This is a genomic window from Microbispora sp. H10670 (assembly GCF_014161385.1).
Lineage (GTDB): Bacteria > Actinomycetota > Actinomycetes > Streptosporangiales > Streptosporangiaceae > Microbispora > Microbispora triticiradicis.
Genome location: NZ_JABBWW010000005.1, coordinates 289,095 through 309,344, shown reverse-complemented (window position 1 = coordinate 309,344; position 20,250 = coordinate 289,095). Strand labels below are relative to the sequence as shown.

The following is a 20,250-nucleotide window of genomic DNA, read 5'->3' as shown; positions in this document are numbered from 1 at the left end:
GCAAGAACATCCCAAGCGGTGGCTGCGACAACTGTGACCGTCAACCACAGCGACATCGAGGACGGACATGTACAGCACCATCGAGGACGCGCTCCGCGGGCAGGTCACCGGGCGGGTCCTGGTCCCGGGGCAGGACGGGTACGCCGAGGAGGCCGCGGGGTTCAACCTCGCCGTGTGGCACCGGCCCGCGGTGATCGTGGCGGCGGAGGGCGCCGCCGACGTGGCCGCGGCCGTACGGCTCGCCGCCGCGCACGGACTGCCGGTGGCGGTCCAGTCGACCGGCCACGGAGCCGTGCAGGCGGCCGACGGCGCGCTGCTGATCAGCACCCGCGCGATGCGGGAGATCGTGGTGGACGCCTCCGCCCGCACCGCCGTGATCGCGGCGGGCTGCACCTGGGGCGAGGTGATCGCCGCCGCCGCGCCGTACGGGCTGGCCCCGCTGTGCGGCTCGGCGACCGGCGTCGGCGTGGTGGGCTTCACGCTCGGCGGCGGCATCGGGCCGATCGCGCGGACCTTCGGCTTCGCCGCCGACCACGTGCGGGAGATCACCGTCGTGACCGGCGACGGCGTCGTCCGCACCGCCGGCCCCGGGAGCGAGCCCGACCTCTTCTGGGCGCTGCGCGGCGGCAAGGCCGGATTCGGCGTCGTCACCTCGATCACCGTGGACCTGCTGCCGCTCACCCACCTCTACGGCGGCGGCCTGTTCTACGCGGCCGAGGACGCCGGGCGGGTCCTGCACGCCTACCGCACCTGGGCCGGCACGCTGCCCGAGGCCACCACGACCTCGGTCGCGCTGCTGCGCCTGCCCCCGCTGCCCGAGCTGCCGCCGCAGCTCAGCGGCAGGTTCGTCGTCCACCTGCGGGTCGCGCACGTGGGGGAGGGGCAGGAGGCCGAGGACCTGCTCGCGCCCATGCGGGCCGTGGCCGAGCCCGTGTTCCAGGCCGTCGGCCCCCTGCCGTACGCGGCGATCGACGCCATCCACCAGGACCCGGCCGGGCCGATGCCGGTCGCGGAGCGGGGGGTGCTCCTGCGGGAGCTGACCGCGGAGACCGTGGAGGCGCTGCTGGCGGCGGCCGGGCCGGCCGTGCCCGCGCCGCTCGCCGTCGTCGAGATCCGCCAGCTCGGCGGGGCGCTCGCCCGTGAGCCCAGGGAGCCGAACGCCGTGGGCGGGCGCGACGCCGCCTTCTCGCTGCTGGCCATCGGCGCGCCGGTGCCCGAGCTGATGGAGACCGCCGTCCCCGCCGCCGTACGGGCGGTGACCGAGGCCGCCGCGCCCTGGGCCACCGGCGGCACGCAGATCAACTTCCACGGCGGCGCGCTGGCGCCCGAGGAGCTCTCCCGGGCCTGGCCCGCGGAGACGCTGCGGCGGCTGGCGAAGCTGCGGGACGTCTACGACCCGGCGAACCTGTTCCGCTTCGGCCACGTCGTTCCTCGCGAGGGCTGAGCACGCGGGCCCGGCTGAGCACGCGGGCACGGCCGGACACGCGGGCCCGGCCGTCCGCCGGAGTTTCGCGGGAAGCCGCATCGATGCGGCCGTACGCCTCCTCGCCGGCTCTTCAATGGGAGAAACGACGGAGGGGATGCCGATGTACGGGCGCAGGAACCGGCTCACGCCGAACGAGGCGCTCCAGGTGGCGCTGACGGCTGTCGGCGCCTTCCAGGGCTACGTGCAGCACGCCGATGCCAAGGTGGCCACGGTGACCACCGTGCATCTCGGCGCGGCGGCGGTGGCGGCCACGCAGATCGGAGTGCTCGCCGCTCTCCGGGCACCCGGCAGGCCGGCGCTGCTCGGCGTCGTCGCCGTGGTCCTTCTCGCGCTCTACGCGGCGGGGTTCTTCGTCGCGGGCTACCACCTCGTTCAGGGACTGCGGCCCAGGCTCGGCGGGCCGGCGGGTCCGAACAGGTTCGGCCTGGCGGGCGGCGAGCCCGGGCCGTCGCCGCAGGCGGACGCGACGCAGCAGGAACGGGAGGCCTGGCTGCTGGCGGGCAGGCTCGCCGAGCTGAGCCGCGACAAGCACCGCAGGGTGGGGCGGGCACTGCCGTGGACGGCGCTCATGCTCGCCGCCACCCTGCTGTGGCTGGCGCTCGGAGGTCTCTACGGCTGACCGGCGCCACCCGGCGGCGACGGATCCGGAACCCGGGTCGGCGCGGCTTCCAGCCGGACGGCCGGAGGCGCGGGCCGGCCAGGGCTCAGGCCGGCGAACGCCGTGAGGCCTGCCATGTCGCGGACGACCACGCCGCGATGGCGCTGCAGCACGAGACCGCGGGCGGACAGGTCGTGCATCGCCTTCTGCACCGTGCGTTCCCTGATCCCGACCAGTTCCCCCAGTTCGGCCTGGGTGACGGGCACACCGACGTCGACGCCCGCACGGTGGGGTCTTCCGTGCCGCACGGCCAGGTCGACCAGGATGCGGGCCAGGCAGACGTCGGCCTCGTACCCCGCGAAGTCGAGACGCCGGCGGTTGGCGAAGCGCAGCCGGTCGATCGTGACCCGGTTGAGGGCGGCCGCGACCTCGGGAGCGCGGGCGAGATGAGCCGTGAAGACCGGCCCTTTCACGACGCAGACGAGTGACCGTCGGCAGGTCGTCACCGTCGCCGTGCGCGGGCAGTCCTCGAAGGCGGCCGTCTCGCCGACGACGTCGCCGGCCGCCCGGATCGACAGCAGCGTCCGGGACCCGTTCTCGGCGAGAGCCGTGACCTTCACCAACGCGTCGAGCAGCAGGTACACCGCGCTGCCCGGGTCGCCCTCGCGGACGAGGACATGCCTGCCGGGGAACGTCGCCGGAGAGCCGAGACGAAGGAGTTCGTCGCGCGCGGCCTCCGGGAGCCGGTCGAGGAACGATCCGGTCAACCACGGTCGTCGCTCGGTCCTCCGCGTCACCTCGGCACCTCCAAGCCGGAGTATGACCCGGCGGGGCCGTCCACGTCACCAGGTCCCGGCGGGAGCCGAACGCCAAGACGCCCTTAGCCAGTCATTACGCTCATAACGTTGTGAGACTGATCCGTCACGCGATGTAATCACATCGGCGATGGGCCGGACCTACTGGCTCCGAAGGAGTGACTATGACGTTCACAGCTATGCACCCCGCGTCCATGGCGACCACGCTGGGCTACGGCTCCCAGCACCAGATCACGCCGCTGCAGCTCGCCCAGCAGATTCCGGGGCTGCAGCAGCAGGTGTCGCCCCTGGCGATGATCCAGCAGGAGGAGCAGATCCTCCCCCAGGAGCACCTGGTGAGCCCGGTGACCTTCTGGACCAAGGTCGCCAGGCACGCCGTCCGCCACGGCGCGCCCGCGGCCCGCCAGATGCTGGAGAGCGTGCTCTACCAGCAGCTGGTGCAGCAGCAGATTCAGGCCCAGATCCAGCAGCAGGTGCAGCAGCAGATCCAGGCCCAGATCCAGCAGCAGCTTCAGCAGCAGGCGCTGCCGCCTCAGGTGCTGCAGGCGCTGCAGGCCATCCAGGCCCAGGCCCTGCAGATCCCGCAGGCCGCCTACGCCCAGCCGTACGCGCAGGCGTACGCCGCCCAGGCGTACTCCCAGCCCTACGCGGCCCAGGCGTACGCCCAGCAGCCCGGCCAGCAGATCCCGCAGCTCGGCGTCCAGTCGGTCCTGCCCCAGCACGTCCAGGCGGCGTACGGGCAGCAGGTCCCTCTGACGATGCAGTCGCTGAACCCGCTGAGCCAGGGGTACGGCCAGCTCCACCAGCAGGCCGCCCAGCAGGTCCCGGTGCCGGCCGGTGCCGGACTCTGAGCGGAGGAACACCGTGGAGTCGATGGGTCCCGGGACGGGTGTCCCCGGAATGGGTCCCGGCATGGGCCCCGGGATGGGTCCCGGGATGGGCTCGCCGACGCCCCCGGCCACGGGAGTGACGGCGGGGCAGCCGGCGCCGGCGGCGCAGTTGCAGGCGCACTGCGCCGTGACGCTCCAGCAGCTGTACGAATGGCTGCAGACGTCGATCCCGCAGGCGCCCCAGGTCGCGGGGGTCATCCCGCTGCTGGTGCAGGCGGTGCAGCTGTACCGGGCCGGGCGGTACGAGGCGTGCCTGGCGCAGATCCAGTACGCGCTCGGCGTCGTCGCCCCCGGACGGCCCATGGTTCCACTGCTGTGACGTGATCACCTCGGTGGCCCGGACCGGTCGGCGGCCGGTCCGGGCCCCCGCCGTCCCGAGACCGGCGAACCGTGATGACAGAGCCTGAACGGCCGGCCGCGCCGTGCGCGCGACCGGTGACACCAGTCTGAGCTGGGGAGAGTCGAGACGTTGTGACCACTAACGACAAGCCCAAGGACGCAATCGAGGAGCCGCGCCCGGCGACCCCACGGGGGCGGCAGGCGTCGCGCCAGGCGCCGCAGCCGGTGGAGTCCCGGCCGCGGCGCTACATGGTGGCGGCGCTGCCGCAGCCGCACCCGGCGGCGCCGGGAGCCGCCGGGCCGGCGTACGACGACGACACGGTGCGCAGGCTGCTGGAGGACGACCCCGAGGTGCGCGTGCTGCGCCGCGTACGGGGACGGGCGGCGGGGAACCCGGAGGCGGCGGTCCCGGGGTTCCCCGCCGTGGTCGTGGCGGAGACGACGCCGGAGCACGTCGAGGCGCTGCGCCGCCAGTATCCGCAGCTCCACTTCGAGCGCGACCGGCTGCTGACCTACAGCGAGGTGCCGCGGCCACCGCGCCGGCGGCGGCCCGCCCCGGTGGTGGCGCCGCCCGGCCTGGAGAGCACGTTCGCCGTCCTGGTCAGGGACGCGGACGGCACGCCGCTGCCGGGCGCGAGCGTCCTGGTGACCGGGCACGGCTGGCCGGGCCAGGCGGTCACGGGGGCCGACGGACGCGCCGTGGTGACGATGGCGGGAGAGACGCCCGACTCGATCACCGGGCTGACGGTCCGGCCGCGCTCGGGCTACTGGAGCGTGCACGTCGAGCGCCCGGCCCTGTCGACCACAAGGGACAACCTCGTCGAACCGGTGCGCCTGGCCGAGACCTTCGGCGGCTTCCCGGACCGGCAGGTCTTCGGCTGGGGCCAGCAGGCGATGAACCTCGACCGGCTGCCCCCCACGCTGCGCGGCGCGGGGGTCAGGATCGCCATCGTCGACTCCGGGGCCGACGTCCGCCACCCGGACCTGCGCGAACGCGTACGCGCCGGGATCGACCTGGTCGACGCCGAGCCCGAGGGATGGAGGGCAGACGCGGCCTACCACGGCTCCCACTGCGCGGCCGTCATCTCGGGCGCGGACGACGGCCGGGGCATCGTGGGCTTCGCCGTCGAGGCCGAGGTGCACGCGTGCAAGATCTTCCCGGGCGGGCGGTTCAGCGACCTCGTCGAGGCGCTCGACTACTGCGTCGAGCAGCGCGTCGACGTGGTCAACCTGAGCCTCGCGAGCAGGCACCACTCCCCGCTGGTGGCCGCCAAGATCGAGCAGGCCCGGGCGGCGGGGGTGGCGTGCGTGGTGGCCGCGGGCAACGACGGGGGACCGGTCGCGTTCCCCGGCACCCTGCCCGGCGTGCTGACCGTCGCCGCCGTCGGCAAGGCGGACGCGTTCCCGCCCGGCACCGCGCACGAGGCCGAGATCGACGGTCCCGTCACCGGTGACGGGTACTTCTCACCCCGCTTCACCTGCCGCGGACCCGAGATCGACGTCTGCGCTCCGGGCGTGGCCGTCCTGTCGGCCGTGCCGCCCGACGCGTACGCCGTCCTCGACGGCACCTCGATGGCCGCGCCGCACGTCGCCGGCCTGGCGGCGCTCGTGCTCGCCCATCACGGCGACTTCCGCACCGCCTACGCCGGACGGGACGCGCGGCGGGTCGACCGCCTCTTCCAGATCATCAAGTCGAGTTGCGTGCCGCTGAACGTCGGGGACCTCCACCGCACCGGCGCCGGGATGCCGAACGCGCTGCGCGCCCTCGCGCCCGCTCTCGCGCAGATCACCCCCGAACCGGCCGGGACGGACACGCTGCTGGGCCGGCTCGCCGCCGAGATGACGGAGGCCGGGTTGCTCGCGCCCGCCCCCGTGGGACAGGGCGGCCGGTCCGGGTATCCGGGTCATCCCGGGCAGGCCGGCTCGGGGGCGCAGCACGGCCTCGCGGGCCAGACGGCGTACGGCGCGGGCGTCACGACGAACGGGCCGCTGTCCGGGGGGTCCCTCCCGGGCGGGCTCGTCCCCGGCGGTCCCCGCACGGGCGCCAAGGGCGGCGGCTCCGGCCCGGATCCGCGGGAAGGGGCCGGCGGCGCCGGTTCCCCGGGCGGCAGGCGCGGCAGCGGACCGTCCGCCACCCGGTCGTACGCCACCGGCTCGACGGGACAGGGCCGCGCGCAGGGCGCACGCGGCGCGGCCGGCGAGGCGGCCCCGGTGATGGACGTCACGACCGGCGGCGGGCCGCGGACGGCGAACGGCGCGCCCGCGATGGGCTCAACTGTGGGCTCACCGGCGGGGACAGGGGCGCCGATGGGCGCGGGTACGGGGGCGCCGATGGGCGCCGCGCCGTACGAGCAGGTCGCCCTGGCCTGGCTGGCCGAGGAGATGCGCGCCGCCGGGCTGATCGGTGGTTGACCGGTGGGTGCCCGTGGCTGCCCGCGGCTGATCGGTGAGTAGATCGGTGGCGACACCTGGCGGACCCCGGCCCGGCACGGGGCCGGGGCGCCACGGGTGAATCACCTCAGCAGGACCTCAGCAGGACGCGGCGGCGGGCACTCGGTATCAGTAGGACTCGTACGCGGGCCCGGCCAGCTGGGCCACGTCCTCGGCTCCGTCGCCGATCAGCTTCGACCCCAGGTCGGCCAGCGCGCGACCGGCCGCCAGTTCGTCGCCGATCTCCGGCACCGGCCTGTCGGCCGGGTTGCGGCGGGCCCGGCCGACGCTCTCGTGCCGCCGCCCCGAAGGCGTGTAGAGCACCGCGGTCGCCGTGGTGATGTCGTCCTTGTCGTCCTCGTTCACGAAGATCTCGACGGTCCAGCGCTTCGACTCCATGCGGACCACCTCCCAGGAGTCCAGCATCCCTCCGGGCCGTACGGCCCCGGCACCCACCCCGCCATGAGGAGCGACGAGGACCGAGGCGGCCCGGCGAGGACCGGCGCGGCCCGAAACGCCGCCCCTGGGCGGTGGCGCCACGAAGGGGGGTCGGTCAAGGAAGGAGCGCCCATGCCCGGCCAGATCGTCGTCGGCACCGACGGCTCGCCCGCCGCGACGGCCGCCGTGCGGTGGGCCGCCGACGACGCCGCCCGCCGCGGCTGCCCGCTCCGCCTCGTCTCGGTCGTGGACCACTGGGCGTACGGGATACCGAAGTTCCCCACCTCGGGCGGTGACCCGCTGACCCGGCACGCCGAGCGGGCGCTCGCCGCCGCCGAGGCCGTGGTACGCGAACACCGGCCGGACGTGCGGATCAGCGCGGAGATCGTCGAAGGCGTCCCCGCCCGCGAGCTGCGGGACAAGGGGGAGGAGGCCGTCGAGATCGTCCTCGGCGGCAGAGGGCTCGGCGGCTTCGCCGGCATCGTCGTCGGGTCGGTCAGCTTCCACGTCGCCGGGCACGCTCCCTGCCCGGTCGTCGTCGTACGGCCCGGGTGGTCCGGAGGCCGCGGTGAGGTCGTCGTGGGGGTGGACGACTCGCCCGAGTGCGATCCGGCGCTGGCGTACGCCTTCGAGCAGGCGAGGCTGCACGGCTGCGGCCTGCGGGCGGTGCACGCGTGGCGGCTTCCCGCCCACCCGCTCGCCCCCGAGATCACCTATGACGTCGAGGAGGTGCGCGAGGCCCGCAGGCGCGTGACGGCGGAGAAACTGGCGGGCCCGCGCCGCGGGTATCCGGAGGTGGCGGTGCACGAGGAGGTCGTCTACGGCCACCCCGTCGACGCGCTCATCCAGGCGTCACGCGTCGCCGACCTGCTCGTGGTCGGCTCGCGCGGGCGGGGAGCGCTGGGGTCGGTGATGCTCGGCTCGGTCAGCAGGGGCGTCCTGAACCACGCCGGCTGTCCCGTCGCCGTCGTACGGCCGGCCCGCTGAGCCGTGTCCCTACCGTTCCGGATGCGCGGGTGACGGTCCGGGCGCGTGACCGAAAGGCCCGGCAGTCGGCGGACTGGGCAGGTGGCCCTGACGGCCTGGGCAGGTGGCCCGGCCGCGGTCGGCCCGCCCGGTCGGGCGGGCCGTGGTGGCGGGCCCTGGCGGGCCCTGGTGGGCTCTGGGGCGGCGCCGGTGCTCCCGGGCCCGTCAGTCCTGCTGCCGCTGTCCCTCCGGCCGCTCGATCGGGATGCGCCTGCGCTCCTCCCGCTCCTCGGCGAGCCGTACGCTCACCTCCAGGATGCCCTGGTCATAGGTGGCCTTCACGTCATTCTCGTCCACGTTCGGGGGCAGCACGACGGACCGGGTGAAGGTCCCGTACCGGAACTCGGTGCGGTGCCCCTGCCGCTCCTCGTGGCGCCGTTCGGCGTGGATGGTCAGAACCCCGTTCGACACACTGATCTCGACGTCCTTCTCCGGGTCGATGCCGGGCAGTTCCGCCCGCAGCACGTACCGGCCGTTCCTGACGTAGTCCTCCAGCCGCATCTGCTGGCCGGCCATCGGCCTCATCGCGGCCAGCGGCGCCTCCAGCAGGTCGAACAGGTCGGGCACGAGGCCCCGGGACTCCCGCCGCATCGGAACGCTCATGGCTGTCACCTCCGTCCGGCAGAACTCATCAGAAGAGACGTACCCGGCATAAATCAGGCAAATCGCCATAGCTGGCCGCCGCCGCGTGATGCAGGATGCGGAGACGGGTGCGGGCGGTGCCGGAACGGCCCGACCGGCCCGCGGTGAAGGGAGTGCGCGATGAGGTTCGTACGCGAGAGTGACATGAAGGCCACCCGGCCGGGACCGGACAGGTTCACCGACGGCGTGTGGGAGGCGGAGGCGCTGGAGGCGGTGCGGCCGGACGGCCTGCGTGCCCAGCGTTTCTCCTACGAACCGCAGGCCCGCTCGGGCTGGCACACCCACGACGGTGAGCAGGCGCTGTACGTGGTGTCGGGACGCGGGGTGGTGGTGCGCTGGGGCGAGACCGGGGGCACGCCCATCGGGCCGGGCGACTGGGTCCACGTGGAGCCGGGTGAGAAGCACTGGCACGGCGCCGCCGCCGACGACACGCTGGTGCACCTCGCCGTCACGGCGAGCGGCAAGACCCACTGGCACGGGCCGGTCAGCGACGAGGAGTACCGCGCCGGCCTGGGCTGATCGGCGGCGCCTCAGCCGGTGACGACGACGAGGCCGGCCCGGGAACGCACGTCGTGGCGGGCGTAGTACCGCTCCTCCTGTTCGGCCCAGCGCCGCCAGTGGGGCGCGTACGTCTCGCCGTCACGGGCGAGCGCCCGCGCCCGGCGGACCTCCTCGCCGGCCTCCAGCCACACCAGCCCGCCGAGGTACGGCCCGGCCTCGCGGGCGCCGCAGCCCACGCCCTCGATCACAAGGGTGTCCGCCCCGGCGATCTCGTGCCATTCCGCGTACTCGCCACGTGCCCAGTCGTAGCGCCGCCAGCGTGCCGGGCGGCCGAGGCCGAGCGGTCGCAGCACCCACTCCATCAGGGCGTCCACCCCGGCCTGCAGGCCGTCCCAGCCGTCGTACAGGTCGTCCATGCGGACGACCGGCGCGACGAGCGCCGCGGCCACGGCGGCGGCCAGCGTCGACTTGCCCGCACCCGAACGTCCCTCGACGGCCAGGACGCGGGTGCCGCCCGCGCGGGCGGGCCGCATGCGCAGCCAGTGCGCGACGGCGGCGGGGTCCGGTGTCACGCGCGCCGAGCCTGGCGGAGCCGCCGGAGTCCGGGCGGCACTCCCTCCGCTCACCGCCGGCTGGGGCTGACTCCCGCCACGGCCAGGCCGAGCAGCCGGTCCGCCTCGGCGGCGGCGTCCGGACGGTGCTCCGTGGCCAGGGCGATGCCGGTGATCAGGGTGAGCAGGTCGGCGATGGTCACGCCCGGCGCCAGCGCGCCGTCGTCCGCGGCGCGGCGCACCAGTGGCTCGCCCGCCTCGGTGAGCTGCGCCGAGCAGCAGTACTCGTGCGCCGCGCCGGTGTCGATCGCGGGGTCGAGGGTCAGCGCGGTGGCCAGCCCCCGGATGGTCGCGGCGTCCGCGACGACGGCGCTCAGCCACTCCAGCAGCGCGGCCCGGGTGTCGGACCCGCCGGTCAGCTCGCGGGCGCGGGCGCACAGAGTCTCGACCCGTTCGCGGAAGACCGCCTCCAGCAGGGCGTGACGGCTGGGAAAGTGCCGGCGCAACGTGGCGGACCCGACCCCCGCGACGCGCGCGATCCGCTCCAGGGAGGCGTCGGGACCGTGCGCGGCGATCTCCTCCTTGGCCACGGCGAGCAGGAGGCCGTAGTTGCGCCGGGCGTCCGCACGCTGGGCGGGCATCGCGTCACCTCACGGTTGCTAACTGGCGGGGTCCGCCGTATCTTACCGAAGCATAAACGGCGGGGTCCGCCGTTTAGTGACAGCCCACCTGTAGGAGGGGTCTCATGTCCACCGATTCCGCACCCGTTCTGGTCACCGGCGCCACCGGACGGCAGGGCGGCGCCACCGCCCGCGCCCTGCTCGCGAACGGTGTCCCCGTCCGGGCGCTGGTCCGCGACCCCACGTCCGCCCGGGCGAGGGCGGTCGAGGAGCTCGGCGCCGAACTGGTCACCGGCGACCTCAACGACCGCGACTCCGTGGTCAGGGCCGCGAGGGGGGCCCGGGGCGTCTTCTCGGTGCAGATGCCCCCGGTCAAGGGAGACGCCTACGACTTCGAGGGCGAGGTGGCCCAGGCCGTCAACCTGGTCGAGGGCGCCCTGGCCGCGGGCGTGCCGCAGTTCGTGCACACGTCCGTCACGGGCGCGGGGCGGCACACCGAGGCCCCCGGCTGGGCCGAAGGCCGCTGGACGTCGATAGAGCCCGCCCTCACCGCCAAGGCCGAGGCCCAGGACCGGGTGCGGAAGGCGGGCTTCACGCGCTGGACGATCATCAAGCCGGGGTTCTTCATGGAGAACTTCCTGCCGTCGACGGCCTACCTGCTTCCCCGCGGCGTCGAGGGCGGGATCGTGACCGTGCTGCGGCCCGGCACCCGGCTCTCCCTCGTCGCGGCCGGCGACATCGGGGCAGCGGCCGCCGCGGCCTTCGCCGAGCCGGACCGGTTCCACGAGGTCGAGCTGGAACTGGCCAGTGATTACCTCTCGATGACGGAGATCGCCGGGGTTCTCTCCCGCGTCCTGGGCACGGAGCTGGCCGCGCCCGACATGACCATGGAGGAGGCGATCGCCGCGGGAATGCCGGGCGCGGGCGTCACCTCACACGAGTACATCGACACGGTCGGCCAGCCCGCCCGCCCGGAGTACGCGCGGGCCTTCGGCATCCCGCTCACGACCTTCGAGGAATGGGCGCGGGCGCACTTCCGGGCCGAGGCCTGACGGGCCCTTCGCCGGGACACGGCCCGGGGCGGGCGCGTGTGAGCACGGGTGGGCGCGAGGCGGCCCGGAGGGGCCGTCCGGTCCCTCCGGGCCGCTCACGGAGCGCCCGCTAGACGCCCGCGCGGGTGGGGCGGCGGATGTCGCTGCTCTGCTCCTGCCACTCGGGGGTCTCGCGCCCCTTCTCCTCGGACATCTCCTCAAGCTGCAGGGCGATGCCCATCGCGAAGAAGGTCGGGGCCCACTCGCCGACGAACAGCGCCCAGCGGTCCGCGCGTTCGATGCCCGCCTGCTCGTATTTGTTCGAGATGATCCAGGAGGCGATCGACATGCCGATCGACCCGAACGCCGCGCCGTACATCATGTTGGAGCGGAGCCCTATTTTGTGAAGCGTCTTGATCATGGTGTCCCCCTTGTGGTGATTTGCCCCTATTTGTGGGCTACCCGGCCTCTTCTGACGTAACCCGCCGGGCCCGTGAAGGCGTGCGATACTCGCGACCGCGCATGAGGACAGGCCTGCGGGGTAGCCGTGAAGCCGGACCGGGAGGGAAGTCATGGAAGTTCTGGGCATCGACATCGGCGGCTCGGGGATCAAGGGCGCCACCGTGGACACGCTCACCGGGACGCTCACCCGTGAGCGCCTGCGCGTCCCGACGCCGCGTCCCTCCTCGCCGGGGGCCGTCGCCGCGGCCGTGCAGGCGATCGTGGACCACTTCTCCTGGACCGGCCCGATCGGCGTCACCTTCCCCGGAGTGGTCCTCGACGGCGTCATCCGTACGGCCGCCAACGTCGACAAGTCGTGGATCGGGGTGAAGGGCGCCGACCTGTTCGGCGACCAGTCGGTCGTCCTCAACGACGCCGACGCGGCCGGGGTCGCCGAGATGACGTTCGGCGCGGGGCGGGGCAGGCCCGGGGTGGTCCTGATGCTGACCTTCGGCACCGGGATCGGCAGCGCGCTGTTCGTGGACGGACATCTGGTGCCCAACACCGAGTTCGGCCATGTCGAGATCCGCGGCAAGGAGGCCGAGCACCGCGCCTCCGACCGGGTGCGCGAGGAGGAGGACCTGGACTGGGACGAGTGGGCCGAGCGCGTCGAGGAGTACCTCGCGCACATGCGCGACCTGCTGTCTCCCACCCTGATCGTCGTCGGCGGAGGCGTGAGCAAGAAGGCGGAGAAGTTCCTGCCGCACGTCCACCTGGGGGACACCCCCGTGGTGCCGGCGGAGCTGCGGAACGAGGCCGGGATCATCGGCGCCGCGATGGCCGCAGTGGGCGCCGCGCGCCTGCCCTGAGTGTCCGCCGGCGCTGTGCCGGCATGCCCTGGGTACGCCTGCCCTGGGTCTGCCTGCGCTGTGCCGGCCTGCCTCGGACGATAGATCTCCCTTATTCCTACCTGGACAGCGGGTAATTTCGCTGTCATGATTGACTCATGAACTCCTCGGGCGGGCTGACCCAACGCCGGCACATCGACCTGCTGCGCGTCTGCGCCGCCGCCTGTTGACCACCCGTCGACGACCCGCCGGCGACCGTGGTCACCACCATTCCGTAAGACAGGCATCCCGTACGCGACAGGCCCGTGCACGACAGGCCCTCTTGCGACAGGCGAGGAGAAGCGACATGTCCCACCAGAATGTGATCGATTCCGGCGTACGGGGGTACGAGCACGGCCACGAGCCCCCGGACCCCGGGCAGGGATCGGTGCTCGGCGTGCTTCCCGTGCCGGGCACCGGGGCCGCGCTGATGATCGTGGGCTATCTCGTGCCCGCCGACACGTCCCTGGACGTACCGGCCCGGACGCCCCGTCCGGCCGCCGGGGAGGCGAGCGACGCGGTGGGCAGGACGGCCAGGGCGGCCGTCGAGTCCGCCGGATCCGCCATCGCGGGCGGACCGCCGTCCGCCGCCACCGCCGGGACGCCGGCCACGCGGGAGCGGGCGCCAGGACCGGCGTGGCACGAGTTCTCCGCCGTGTCCCTCCCGGAGGAGGACCTGGTCCTGGACCGGACCGCGCGGGTGGTGCGCAGCGGCGGCGAGGAGATCGAGCTCACCTACCGCGAGTTCGAGCTTCTCGACTACCTCACCTCGGCGCCGGGCCGGGTCTACAACCGCCGCCAGCTCATGGCGGCCGTCTGGGACCGGTACGACGAGGAGGGCGGGCGCACGGTCGACGTGCACGTGCTCAGGCTGCGCCGCAAGCTCGGCAGGCACGCCGGACGGATCGTCACCGTCCGGAACGTGGGATACAAGTACCAGCCCCCGCGCCGCCACTGAGGCCCCCAGGGCCGTGGCGGGGGTGCCCGGCCGGCCCTCGGCGGTCTCCTCCGGCGGGCCGCCCGCCGCGCGGTTCGAAAACGGCTGGCAGATCGGCCGGGTGCGTTGCCTATCCTTGAGCCTGGAATGAACACGCTCGCCGATCTCCAGGGCCGTATCCCCGATCTGATGCTGCGCGACCAGCGCAGGCTGCGCCGCCGTATCGACGGCATGCGCCGGGTCCGCGACCGCGCCTCCCGCCAGTCCGTCGTCCAGGAGATCGCGGGGGACGTGGAGGCCGCCGAACGCCGCGTGGCCGAGCGCCGCGCGGCCGTGCCGGTCATCAGCTATCCCCCCGATCTCCCGGTCAGCCGGCACAAGGACGACCTGCTCGCGGCCATCAGGGACCACCAGGTCGTGATCGTGGCCGGGGAGACCGGCTCGGGCAAGACCACCCAGATCCCCAAGATCTGCCTGGAGCTGGGCCGGGGCGTCCACGGGGTCATCGGGCACACCCAGCCCCGCCGCATCGCCGCCCGCACGGTCGCCGAACGCATCGCGGAGGAGCTGTCGATCGACCTCGGATCGGCGGTCGGCTACAAGGTCCGCTTCACCGACCACTCCAGCGACGGGACGCTCGTCAAGCTGATGACCGACGGCATCCTCCTCGCGGAGATGCAGACCGACCCGCTCCTGCTGCAGTACGACACGCTGATCATCGACGAGGCGCACGAACGCAGCCTCAACATCGACTTCATCCTCGGCTATATCCGCCAGCTCCTTCCCCGGCGGCCCGATCTCAAGGTCGTCATCACCTCCGCGACCATCGACCCCGAGCGGTTCGCCCGGCACTTCGCCGCCCCGGGCGGCGACCCGGCGCCGATCGTCGAGGTGTCCGGCCGGACCTACCCGGTCGAGGTGCGCTACCGCCCGATCGACGAGGACGACGACCAGACCCAGGCCATCGTGGACGCGGTGGACGAGCTCTGCGCCGAGGGGCCGGGCGACATCCTGGTCTTCCTCAGCGGCGAGCGGGAGATCCGCGACACCGCCGACGCGCTCAAGGGACGCCCGGAGGAGGTCCTCCCGCTGTACGCGCGGCTGACGGCCGCCGAGCAGCACCGGGTGTTCCAGTCCCATCGCGGCCGCCGGATCGTGCTGGCCACCAACGTGGCCGAGACGTCGCTGACCGTGCCGGGCATCAAGTACGTGGTGGACCCCGGCACGGCGCGGATCTCCCGGTACAGCCACCGGCTGAAGGTGCAGCGGCTGCCGATCGAGCCGGTGTCGCAGGCCTCGGCCAACCAGCGCAAGGGCCGCTGCGGCCGTACGTCCGACGGCGTCTGCATCCGCCTCTACTCGGAGGAGGACTTCCTCTCCCGCCCCGAGTTCACCGACCCGGAGATCCTGCGTACGAACCTGGCGAGCGTCATCCTGCAGATGACCTCGCTGGGCCTGGGCGACATCGCGGCGTTCCCGTTCGTGGAGCCGCCGGACAGCCGCCAGATCAGGGACGGCGTCAACCTGCTGGTCGAGCTCGGCGCCCTCGCCGACCGGAGCGCCGACCGAAGTGCGGACCGGAATGCCGAGCAGGACGGCGACCGGAGCGCCGAGCGAAGTGGAGACCGGGGCGCCGAGAGGGCCGGAGGCCGGGGCGGACGGGGTCCGGGGCGGGAGGCGCGGCAGGGGCCGCAGCTCACTCCGGTGGGACGCAGGCTCGCCCAGCTGCCGGTCGACCCCCGGCTGGCCCGGATGGTGCTGGAGGCGGAGAAGAACGGCTGCGCCCGCGAAGTGATGATCATCGCGGCCGCGCTGTCCATCCAGGACCCGCGCGAACGCCCGGCCGACAAGCAGCAGGCGGCCGACGAGAAGCACCGCCGCTTCGCGGACAAGGAATCCGACTTCCTGACCTACCTGAACCTCTGGAACTACCTGCGCGAACGGCAGAAGGAGCTGTCGTCGGGCGCGTTCCGGCGGTTGTGCAAGGCCGAGTTCCTCAACTACCTGCGCGTACGGGAGTGGCAGGACATCGACAGCCAGCTCCGCCAGGTGGCGCGGACGCTGAACGTCGTGCCCAACAGCGCGCCCGCCGATCCCCGGCGCGTGCACGAGTCGCTGCTGGCCGGTCTGCTGTCGCACATCGGCGTCAAGGACGTCGAGGCCAAGCGCAGGCAGGACGGCCCGCGCCGTCCGCTCACCGAGTACATCGGCGCCCGCAACGCCCGATTCGCCATCTTCCCCGGCTCGGCCCTGGCCAAGACGCAGCCGCAGTGGGTCATGTCGGCCGAGCTGGTCGAGACCTCCCGGCTGTGGGCCCGGGTCAACGCCAGGATCGAGCCCGAGTGGATCGAGCCGCTCGCCCAGCACCTCGTCAAGCGCACCTACAGCGAGCCGCACTGGGAGAAGGACCAGGCCGCCGTCGTCGCGCTGGAGAAGGTCACCCTGTACGGCGTGCCGATCGTGACCGAGCGGAAGGTCAACTACGGCCGCATCGACCCCGAGCTCAGCCGTGAGCTGTTCATCCGGCACGCGCTGGTCGAGGGCGACTGGCGGACCCACCACAGGTTCTTCCACGACAACCGCAAGCTGCTCGACGAGGTCGGGCAACTGGAGGAGAAGGCCCGCCGCCGCGACATCCTCGTCGACGACGAGACGCTGTTCGACTTCTACGACCAGCGGATCCCCGCCGAGGTGGTCTCGGGCCGGCACTTCGACAGCTGGTGGAAGAAGGCGTCCCGCGAGACGCCCGAACTGCTGACGTTCACCCAGGAGATGCTGGTCAACGACAGCGCCGGGGTCAGCGCCCGCGACTACCCCGACGCCTGGCGGCAGAACGGCCAGCGGATGCGGCTCACCTACCGGTTCGAGCCCGGTGCGCCGGAGACGGGGGAGGCGGACGGCGTGACCGTCCACATCCCGCTCGCCGTGCTCAACCAGGTGGAGCCGGAGGGCTTCGACTGGCAGATCCCGGGTCTGCGGGAGGACCTCGTCACCGCCCTCATCAGGTCGCTGCCGAAGCACCTGCGCCGCAACTTCGTGCCCGCCCCCAACTACGCCAAGGCCGTGCTGGAACGCGTACGGGCGGGCGGCGAGCCCATCCTCGGCGCGCTGGAGCGCGAGTTGCACGCGATGACCGGGGTGGCGATCCCGCGCGACGCCTGGGCGCTCGACCAGCTCCCCGCGCACCTGCGGATCACCTACCGGGTGATCGACGACCGCAGGCGCACGGTGGACGAGGACAAGGACCTGGAGGCCCTCAAGCGGCGGCTCGCCTCCAAGCTGCGCGCCACCCTGTCGAGGGCCGCCGACGACCTGGAGCGCGACGGCCTGCGGAGCTGGACGATCGGCACCCTGCCGAAGGTGTTCGAGCAGGGCAGGATGCGCGCGTACCCGGCCCTGGTGGACGAGGGCGGCAGCGTCGCGGTCCGGATGTTCGACACCGAGGCCGAGCGGGACCGGGCGATGTGGGCGGGCACCCGGCGGCTGGTGCTGCTCACGGTGGTCAGCCCGGCCAAGGCCATCCTGCGCGGGCTGACCACCGCGCAGAAGCTCGCCCTCAGCCGCAGCCCGCACGGCGGCGCCGCCGCCCTGTTCGACGACTGCACGGAGTGCGCGGCCGACCGGCTGATCGCCGAGGCGGGCGGGCCCGCGTGGGACGAGGCCGCCTTCGAGCGGCTGCGCGACCACGTGCGCGCCTCGCTGTTCGAGACGACGGAGGAGGTCGTCACCCGGGTGGAGCGCGTGCTCGCGGTGTGGCACACCGCGCAGACGCGGCTGGACGCGCTGGGCGGCGCCGTCGCCGACCTCGCCGCCGACGTCCGCGACCAGCTCGACGCGCTGGTCCACGCCGGGTTCGTCACCGAGACGGGGTACGACCGGCTGCCGGACGTGCTCCGCTACCTGCGCGCGGTCGAGCGGCGGCTGGACAAGCTCCCCGACGACCCCGGCCGCGACCGCGAGTGGATGCACCGGGTGCACGACGTCGAGGACGACTACCGCGACCTGCTCGACCGGCTGAAGCCCGCCGAGCGGGACGCCAAGGCCGTACGGGACATCCGGTGGATGATCGAGGAACTGCGGGTGAGCTTCTTCGCCCAGCAGATCGGCACCCCGACACCGGTCTCCGAGAAGCGCATCCGGAAGGCTGTCGAGCAGGCCGAGTCCGCCGCCCGGGCCGGGTGACCCCGGCGCCGGCGGCCCCGGGGCGGGTCTCGCGGCCCGGCTGAGCCCGGTTGAGGGGGCACGTCTCAGGGGACACGGGCCCGGGCGGTGGGTCTCGGCGCCGGGCTTTCAGCGGCCGAGCGCGGCGCCGATGAGGGCGCGGGGGTCGGCCGCCCCGGCGAGCGCGCCCGACGGGAGCAGGTCGATCAGGTGGGCGTGCCCGAAGCCCGTGCCGTACGCGGCCGTCCCGACCGGATGGCCGCGCTCGCGCAGGCCGTCCGCCCACGGCGCCCCCTCCTCGACCTCGACCCCCTGATCGGACCGCCAGGTGTCGAAGCCGGTGTCGCCGCCGCTCAGCCGCCACCGGGGGGCGCCGACGGCCTCTCCCGGCGTCTGCCCGTGCAGGAGGAGGCGGGTGACGATCTGCAGCAGGATCTGCGGCTGGGCGTCCCCGCCCATCGTGCCGAGGACCGCGCGCAGGGTCCCGTCCGGGCGGGTGACCAGCGCCGGGCACAGGGTGTGGGGCGGCCGGCGGCCCGGGCCGTACTCCGCGGGATGACCGGGCGTGAGCGAGAAGCCGATGCCGCGGTTGTGCAGGTTGATGCCGGTGCCCGGCTCGAAGAGCAGGCTGCCGAAGCCCGACGCGTTCGACTGGATCAGCGAGACGCCCATGCCGTCGCCGTCCACCGCGCACAGGTACGTCGTGTCGCCGGACGCGGAGGGGGCGGCCGGCAGCGGCGAGCGGCGCGCCGGATCGACCAGGGCCCGCCGGGCATCCGCCGTGTCCAGGGGCGCGACGGCCGTCTCGTGCAGCACGCCGAGGCGGTCGTGCCCGGCCGCCCTGGCCGACTCCACCAGCAGGTGCGCCCAGCGCGGCTCGGCCGGATCGGCGGGCGGGCCGAGCCCGGCGAGGATCTCCAGAGCGAGCAGCAGCAGGTAGCCCTGCGAGTTGGGCGGCGTCGTCCAGACGCGGTGCCCGAACACCTCGATCTCCAGTGGCTCCACCCAGTCGGCGTTCGGCCGGGCCAGGTCGTCCCCGGTGTACTCGCCGCCGCCCAGCGCCAGCAGCCCTTCGCCGAACTCGCCCTGGTAGAACGCTTCCCGGCCGCCTTCGGCGAGGGCGGCGAGCGCTCTGGCGACCCCGGTACGCCGGATCACGTCTCCGGGGCGCCGTACGGCCGCGAAGTCGCCCGCACCGGCGAGCGTGCCGACGAAGTCGGCCGTCGGCCCCAGCAGCGGCGAGGCGGGGAAGCCGCCGGCCGCGTGGCGGATCGCCGGGGCCAGCAGGTCGGCGAGCGGCAGGCGGGCGTACCGCTCGTGCAGCGCCAGCCATCCGTCCGCGCAGCCCGGCACCGGGACCGACCGGATGTCGAACAGGTGCGGCATGCGGTCCCGGCCCTCCGTCCGCAGCCGGCCGGGGTCCGCGCCCGATCCCGCCCGTCCGGACGCGTTGAGCGCGGACACGGCGCCGTCGTGGACGAGCGCGAACAGGTCGCCGCCGAGACCGCACAGATGCGGGGCGGTGACCGCCAGCACGGCATTGGCGGCGATGGCGGCGTCCACCGCGTTGCCGCCCCGGTCGAGCATCGCGACACCGGCCGCCGAGGCCAGGTGGTCGGCCGTGCACACCATGCCGTTCAGGGCGTACCGCGTCTCGCTCACGACCGGTGATCGTACGGCACGTCGTAGAGTGGCTGCCGTCAATCAGGACGTAAGGGATGGGATGGTCATGGTCCGGGCGCTCGTGTTCGACGTGGGGGAGACGCTCATCGACGAGACCCGGATCTGGTCGCGGTGGGCCGACCGGCTGGGCGTGCCGCGCCTGACCTTCATGGGCGTCCTCGGCGGCATGGCGGCTCTCGACCGAAGCCACCGGGAGGCCTTCGAGCTGGTCAGGCCGGGCATCGACGTCGAGGCCGAGATCGAGGCCTGGCGGCGCGAGGACCCGGCCGGCCTGCGCGAGAACTTCGACGCCGACGACCTGTACCCCGACGTCCGGCCGGGCCTCGCGGCGCTGCGCGCGGCGGGCTACGACCTGGTCGTCGCGGGCAACCAGCCGCCCCAGGCTTACGACGCGCTGGTCGCGATGGACCTGCCGGTCGACGGGGTCCACACCTCCGCCGCCTGGAACGTGGAGAAGCCCGACCCGGCGTTCTTCGCCAAGGTCGCGGCCGTGTGCGGGCACGATCCGGAGGAGATCCTCTACGTGGGCGACCGGCTCGACAACGACGTCCTCCCGGCCGCGGCGGCGGGGATGCGGACGGCCCTGCTGCGCCGGGGCCCCTGGGGCCACCTGCACGCCGCCCGCCCCGAGTCCGCCCGCGCCGACCTGGTCGTCGACGCACTCACCGACCTCGTCCACCTGGTCCCCGCCCTCGGCTGACTTCTGCCCCGCTCAGGGCGACCGGGTACACGCGAGGTTTCCGGCACGTGCCGTCCTGGCGGGCAACCGGCGGC

Annotated in this window: 19 protein-coding genes; 12 read left to right on the top strand and 7 right to left on the bottom strand. The window is 73.8% G+C overall.

The window, feature by feature from the left end:
* Positions 1–67 precede the first annotated feature (67 nt).
* Both HHX33_RS10440 and HHX33_RS10435 read left to right on the top strand, forming a co-directional pair.
* A complete protein-coding gene (locus HHX33_RS10440) occupies positions 68–1,444 on the top strand; it encodes an FAD-binding oxidoreductase (RefSeq protein WP_182874382.1) in 1,377 nt (458 codons plus the stop codon).
* A 142-nt stretch (positions 1,445–1,586) separates the two neighbouring features.
* The gene (locus HHX33_RS10435; protein WP_182874381.1) at positions 1,587–2,105 is read left to right on the top strand and encodes a hypothetical protein; all 519 of its coding nucleotides are present in this window, start codon (positions 1,587–1,589) and stop codon (positions 2,103–2,105) included.
* Here the strand turns inward: HHX33_RS10435 and HHX33_RS10430 are convergent.
* On the bottom strand, positions 2,096–2,881 hold the full coding sequence (locus HHX33_RS10430) for a Crp/Fnr family transcriptional regulator (RefSeq protein ID WP_182874380.1): 786 nt from the start codon (positions 2,879–2,881) through the stop codon (positions 2,096–2,098). The two genes, HHX33_RS10435 and HHX33_RS10430, sit on opposite strands and share 10 nt — an antisense overlap.
* A 182-nt stretch (positions 2,882–3,063) precedes the next feature.
* Here HHX33_RS10430 and HHX33_RS10425 point away from each other — a divergent pair, with 182 nt between their 5' ends.
* The 3 genes from HHX33_RS10425 to HHX33_RS10415 all read left to right on the top strand — a co-directional run bounded on the left by HHX33_RS10425 (position 3,064) and on the right by HHX33_RS10415 (position 6,540).
* The gene (locus HHX33_RS10425) at positions 3,064–3,750 is read left to right on the top strand and encodes a hypothetical protein (RefSeq protein WP_182874379.1); all 687 of its coding nucleotides are present in this window, start codon (positions 3,064–3,066) and stop codon (positions 3,748–3,750) included.
* A gap of 22 nt (positions 3,751–3,772) precedes the next feature.
* On the top strand, positions 3,773–4,108 hold the full coding sequence (locus HHX33_RS10420) for a hypothetical protein (RefSeq protein WP_133306184.1): 336 nt from the start codon (positions 3,773–3,775) through the stop codon (positions 4,106–4,108).
* A 152-nt stretch (positions 4,109–4,260) separates the two neighbouring features.
* The gene (locus tag HHX33_RS10415) at positions 4,261–6,540 is read left to right on the top strand and encodes a S8 family serine peptidase (RefSeq protein WP_182874378.1); all 2,280 of its coding nucleotides are present in this window, start codon (positions 4,261–4,263) and stop codon (positions 6,538–6,540) included.
* A 147-nt stretch (positions 6,541–6,687) separates the two neighbouring features.
* Here HHX33_RS10415 and HHX33_RS10410 read toward each other — a convergent pair whose 3' ends face one another.
* Positions 6,688–7,014, bottom strand: a complete 327-nt coding sequence (locus tag HHX33_RS10410) for a DUF1876 domain-containing protein (protein WP_310738304.1) — start codon at positions 7,012–7,014, stop codon at positions 6,688–6,690.
* 114 nt (positions 7,015–7,128) lie between these two features.
* On the opposite strand from HHX33_RS10410, the gene HHX33_RS10405 reads away from it, so the two are divergent.
* On the top strand, positions 7,129–7,983 hold the full coding sequence (locus tag HHX33_RS10405; protein WP_182874377.1) for a universal stress protein: 855 nt from the start codon (positions 7,129–7,131) through the stop codon (positions 7,981–7,983).
* A gap of 204 nt (positions 7,984–8,187) precedes the next feature.
* Here the strand turns inward: HHX33_RS10405 and HHX33_RS10400 are convergent, their stop codons facing one another.
* Positions 8,188–8,625: an Hsp20/alpha crystallin family protein gene (locus tag HHX33_RS10400; protein ID WP_117408266.1), complete on the bottom strand. Its 438-nt coding sequence runs from the start codon at positions 8,623–8,625 to the stop codon at positions 8,188–8,190.
* A 159-nt stretch (positions 8,626–8,784) separates the two neighbouring features.
* On the opposite strand from HHX33_RS10400, the gene HHX33_RS10395 reads away from it, so the two are divergent.
* Complete coding sequence (locus HHX33_RS10395; protein ID WP_182874376.1) at positions 8,785–9,183, top strand: cupin domain-containing protein; 399 nt, start codon at positions 8,785–8,787, stop codon at positions 9,181–9,183.
* 11 nt (positions 9,184–9,194) lie between these two features.
* On the opposite strand, the gene HHX33_RS10390 is transcribed toward HHX33_RS10395, so the two are convergent.
* Both HHX33_RS10390 and HHX33_RS10385 read right to left on the bottom strand, forming a co-directional pair.
* Positions 9,195–9,737, bottom strand: coding sequence for a hypothetical protein (locus HHX33_RS10390; protein WP_310741293.1), 543 nt, complete (start codon positions 9,735–9,737; stop codon positions 9,195–9,197).
* Positions 9,738–9,787: 50 nt separating this feature from the next.
* The gene (locus HHX33_RS10385; RefSeq protein WP_182874375.1) at positions 9,788–10,357 is read right to left on the bottom strand and encodes a TetR/AcrR family transcriptional regulator; all 570 of its coding nucleotides are present in this window, start codon (positions 10,355–10,357) and stop codon (positions 9,788–9,790) included.
* Between the two features lie 104 nt (positions 10,358–10,461).
* Here HHX33_RS10385 and HHX33_RS10380 point away from each other — a divergent pair, with 104 nt between their 5' ends.
* Complete coding sequence (locus HHX33_RS10380) at positions 10,462–11,388, top strand: NmrA family NAD(P)-binding protein (protein ID WP_182874374.1); 927 nt, start codon at positions 10,462–10,464, stop codon at positions 11,386–11,388.
* 109 nt (positions 11,389–11,497) lie between these two features.
* Here the strand turns inward: HHX33_RS10380 and HHX33_RS10375 are convergent, their stop codons facing one another.
* Positions 11,498–11,788, bottom strand: a complete 291-nt coding sequence (locus tag HHX33_RS10375) for a hypothetical protein (RefSeq protein ID WP_117408272.1) — start codon at positions 11,786–11,788, stop codon at positions 11,498–11,500.
* A gap of 151 nt (positions 11,789–11,939) precedes the next feature.
* Between HHX33_RS10375 and ppgK the strand changes: the two genes are divergently transcribed.
* From ppgK to hrpA, 3 genes are all read left to right on the top strand, one after another.
* Complete coding sequence (ppgK, locus tag HHX33_RS10370) at positions 11,940–12,677, top strand: polyphosphate--glucose phosphotransferase (protein WP_182874373.1); 738 nt, start codon at positions 11,940–11,942, stop codon at positions 12,675–12,677.
* A 325-nt stretch (positions 12,678–13,002) separates the two neighbouring features.
* Positions 13,003–13,653, top strand: coding sequence for a winged helix-turn-helix domain-containing protein (locus HHX33_RS37115; protein WP_182874372.1), 651 nt, complete (start codon positions 13,003–13,005; stop codon positions 13,651–13,653).
* 126 nt (positions 13,654–13,779) lie between these two features.
* Positions 13,780–17,814, top strand: coding sequence for an ATP-dependent RNA helicase HrpA (gene hrpA, locus HHX33_RS10360; protein WP_182874371.1), 4,035 nt, complete (start codon positions 13,780–13,782; stop codon positions 17,812–17,814).
* Between the two features lie 108 nt (positions 17,815–17,922).
* Here hrpA and HHX33_RS10355 read toward each other — a convergent pair whose 3' ends face one another.
* Entirely contained in the window at positions 17,923–19,455 is a 1,533-nt protein-coding gene (locus HHX33_RS10355) for a gamma-glutamyltransferase family protein (RefSeq protein ID WP_182874370.1), read from the bottom strand.
* Positions 19,456–19,522: 67 nt separating this feature from the next.
* Between HHX33_RS10355 and HHX33_RS10350 the strand changes: the two genes are divergently transcribed.
* Positions 19,523–20,176 carry an HAD family hydrolase gene (locus HHX33_RS10350; protein WP_182874369.1) on the top strand — a complete coding sequence of 218 codons (654 nt, stop codon included), beginning with the start codon at positions 19,523–19,525 and terminating at the stop codon, positions 20,174–20,176.
* Positions 20,177–20,250: the final 74 nt, after the last annotated feature.

Coding starts and splice junctions, on each gene's coding strand:
- HHX33_RS10400 (WP_117408266.1), bottom strand. CDS start 8,625: ATGAGCGTTCCGATGCGGCGGGAGTCCCGGGGCCTCGTGCCCGACCTG.
- HHX33_RS10405 (WP_182874377.1), top strand. CDS start 7,129: ATGCCCGGCCAGATCGTCGTCGGCACCGACGGCTCGCCCGCCGCGACG.
- HHX33_RS10395 (WP_182874376.1), top strand. CDS start 8,785: ATGAGGTTCGTACGCGAGAGTGACATGAAGGCCACCCGGCCGGGACCG.
- HHX33_RS10440 (WP_182874382.1), top strand. CDS start 68: ATGTACAGCACCATCGAGGACGCGCTCCGCGGGCAGGTCACCGGGCGG.
- hrpA (WP_182874371.1), top strand. CDS start 13,780: ATGAACACGCTCGCCGATCTCCAGGGCCGTATCCCCGATCTGATGCTG.
- HHX33_RS10350 (WP_182874369.1), top strand. CDS start 19,523: ATGGTCCGGGCGCTCGTGTTCGACGTGGGGGAGACGCTCATCGACGAG.
- HHX33_RS10425 (WP_182874379.1), top strand. CDS start 3,064: ATGACGTTCACAGCTATGCACCCCGCGTCCATGGCGACCACGCTGGGC.
- HHX33_RS10375 (WP_117408272.1), bottom strand. CDS start 11,788: ATGATCAAGACGCTTCACAAAATAGGGCTCCGCTCCAACATGATGTAC.
- HHX33_RS37115 (WP_182874372.1), top strand. CDS start 13,003: ATGTCCCACCAGAATGTGATCGATTCCGGCGTACGGGGGTACGAGCAC.
- ppgK (WP_182874373.1), top strand. CDS start 11,940: ATGGAAGTTCTGGGCATCGACATCGGCGGCTCGGGGATCAAGGGCGCC.
- HHX33_RS10385 (WP_182874375.1), bottom strand. CDS start 10,357: ATGCCCGCCCAGCGTGCGGACGCCCGGCGCAACTACGGCCTCCTGCTC.
- HHX33_RS10435 (WP_182874381.1), top strand. CDS start 1,587: ATGTACGGGCGCAGGAACCGGCTCACGCCGAACGAGGCGCTCCAGGTG.
- HHX33_RS10380 (WP_182874374.1), top strand. CDS start 10,462: ATGTCCACCGATTCCGCACCCGTTCTGGTCACCGGCGCCACCGGACGG.
- HHX33_RS10420 (WP_133306184.1), top strand. CDS start 3,773: ATGGGTCCCGGGACGGGTGTCCCCGGAATGGGTCCCGGCATGGGCCCC.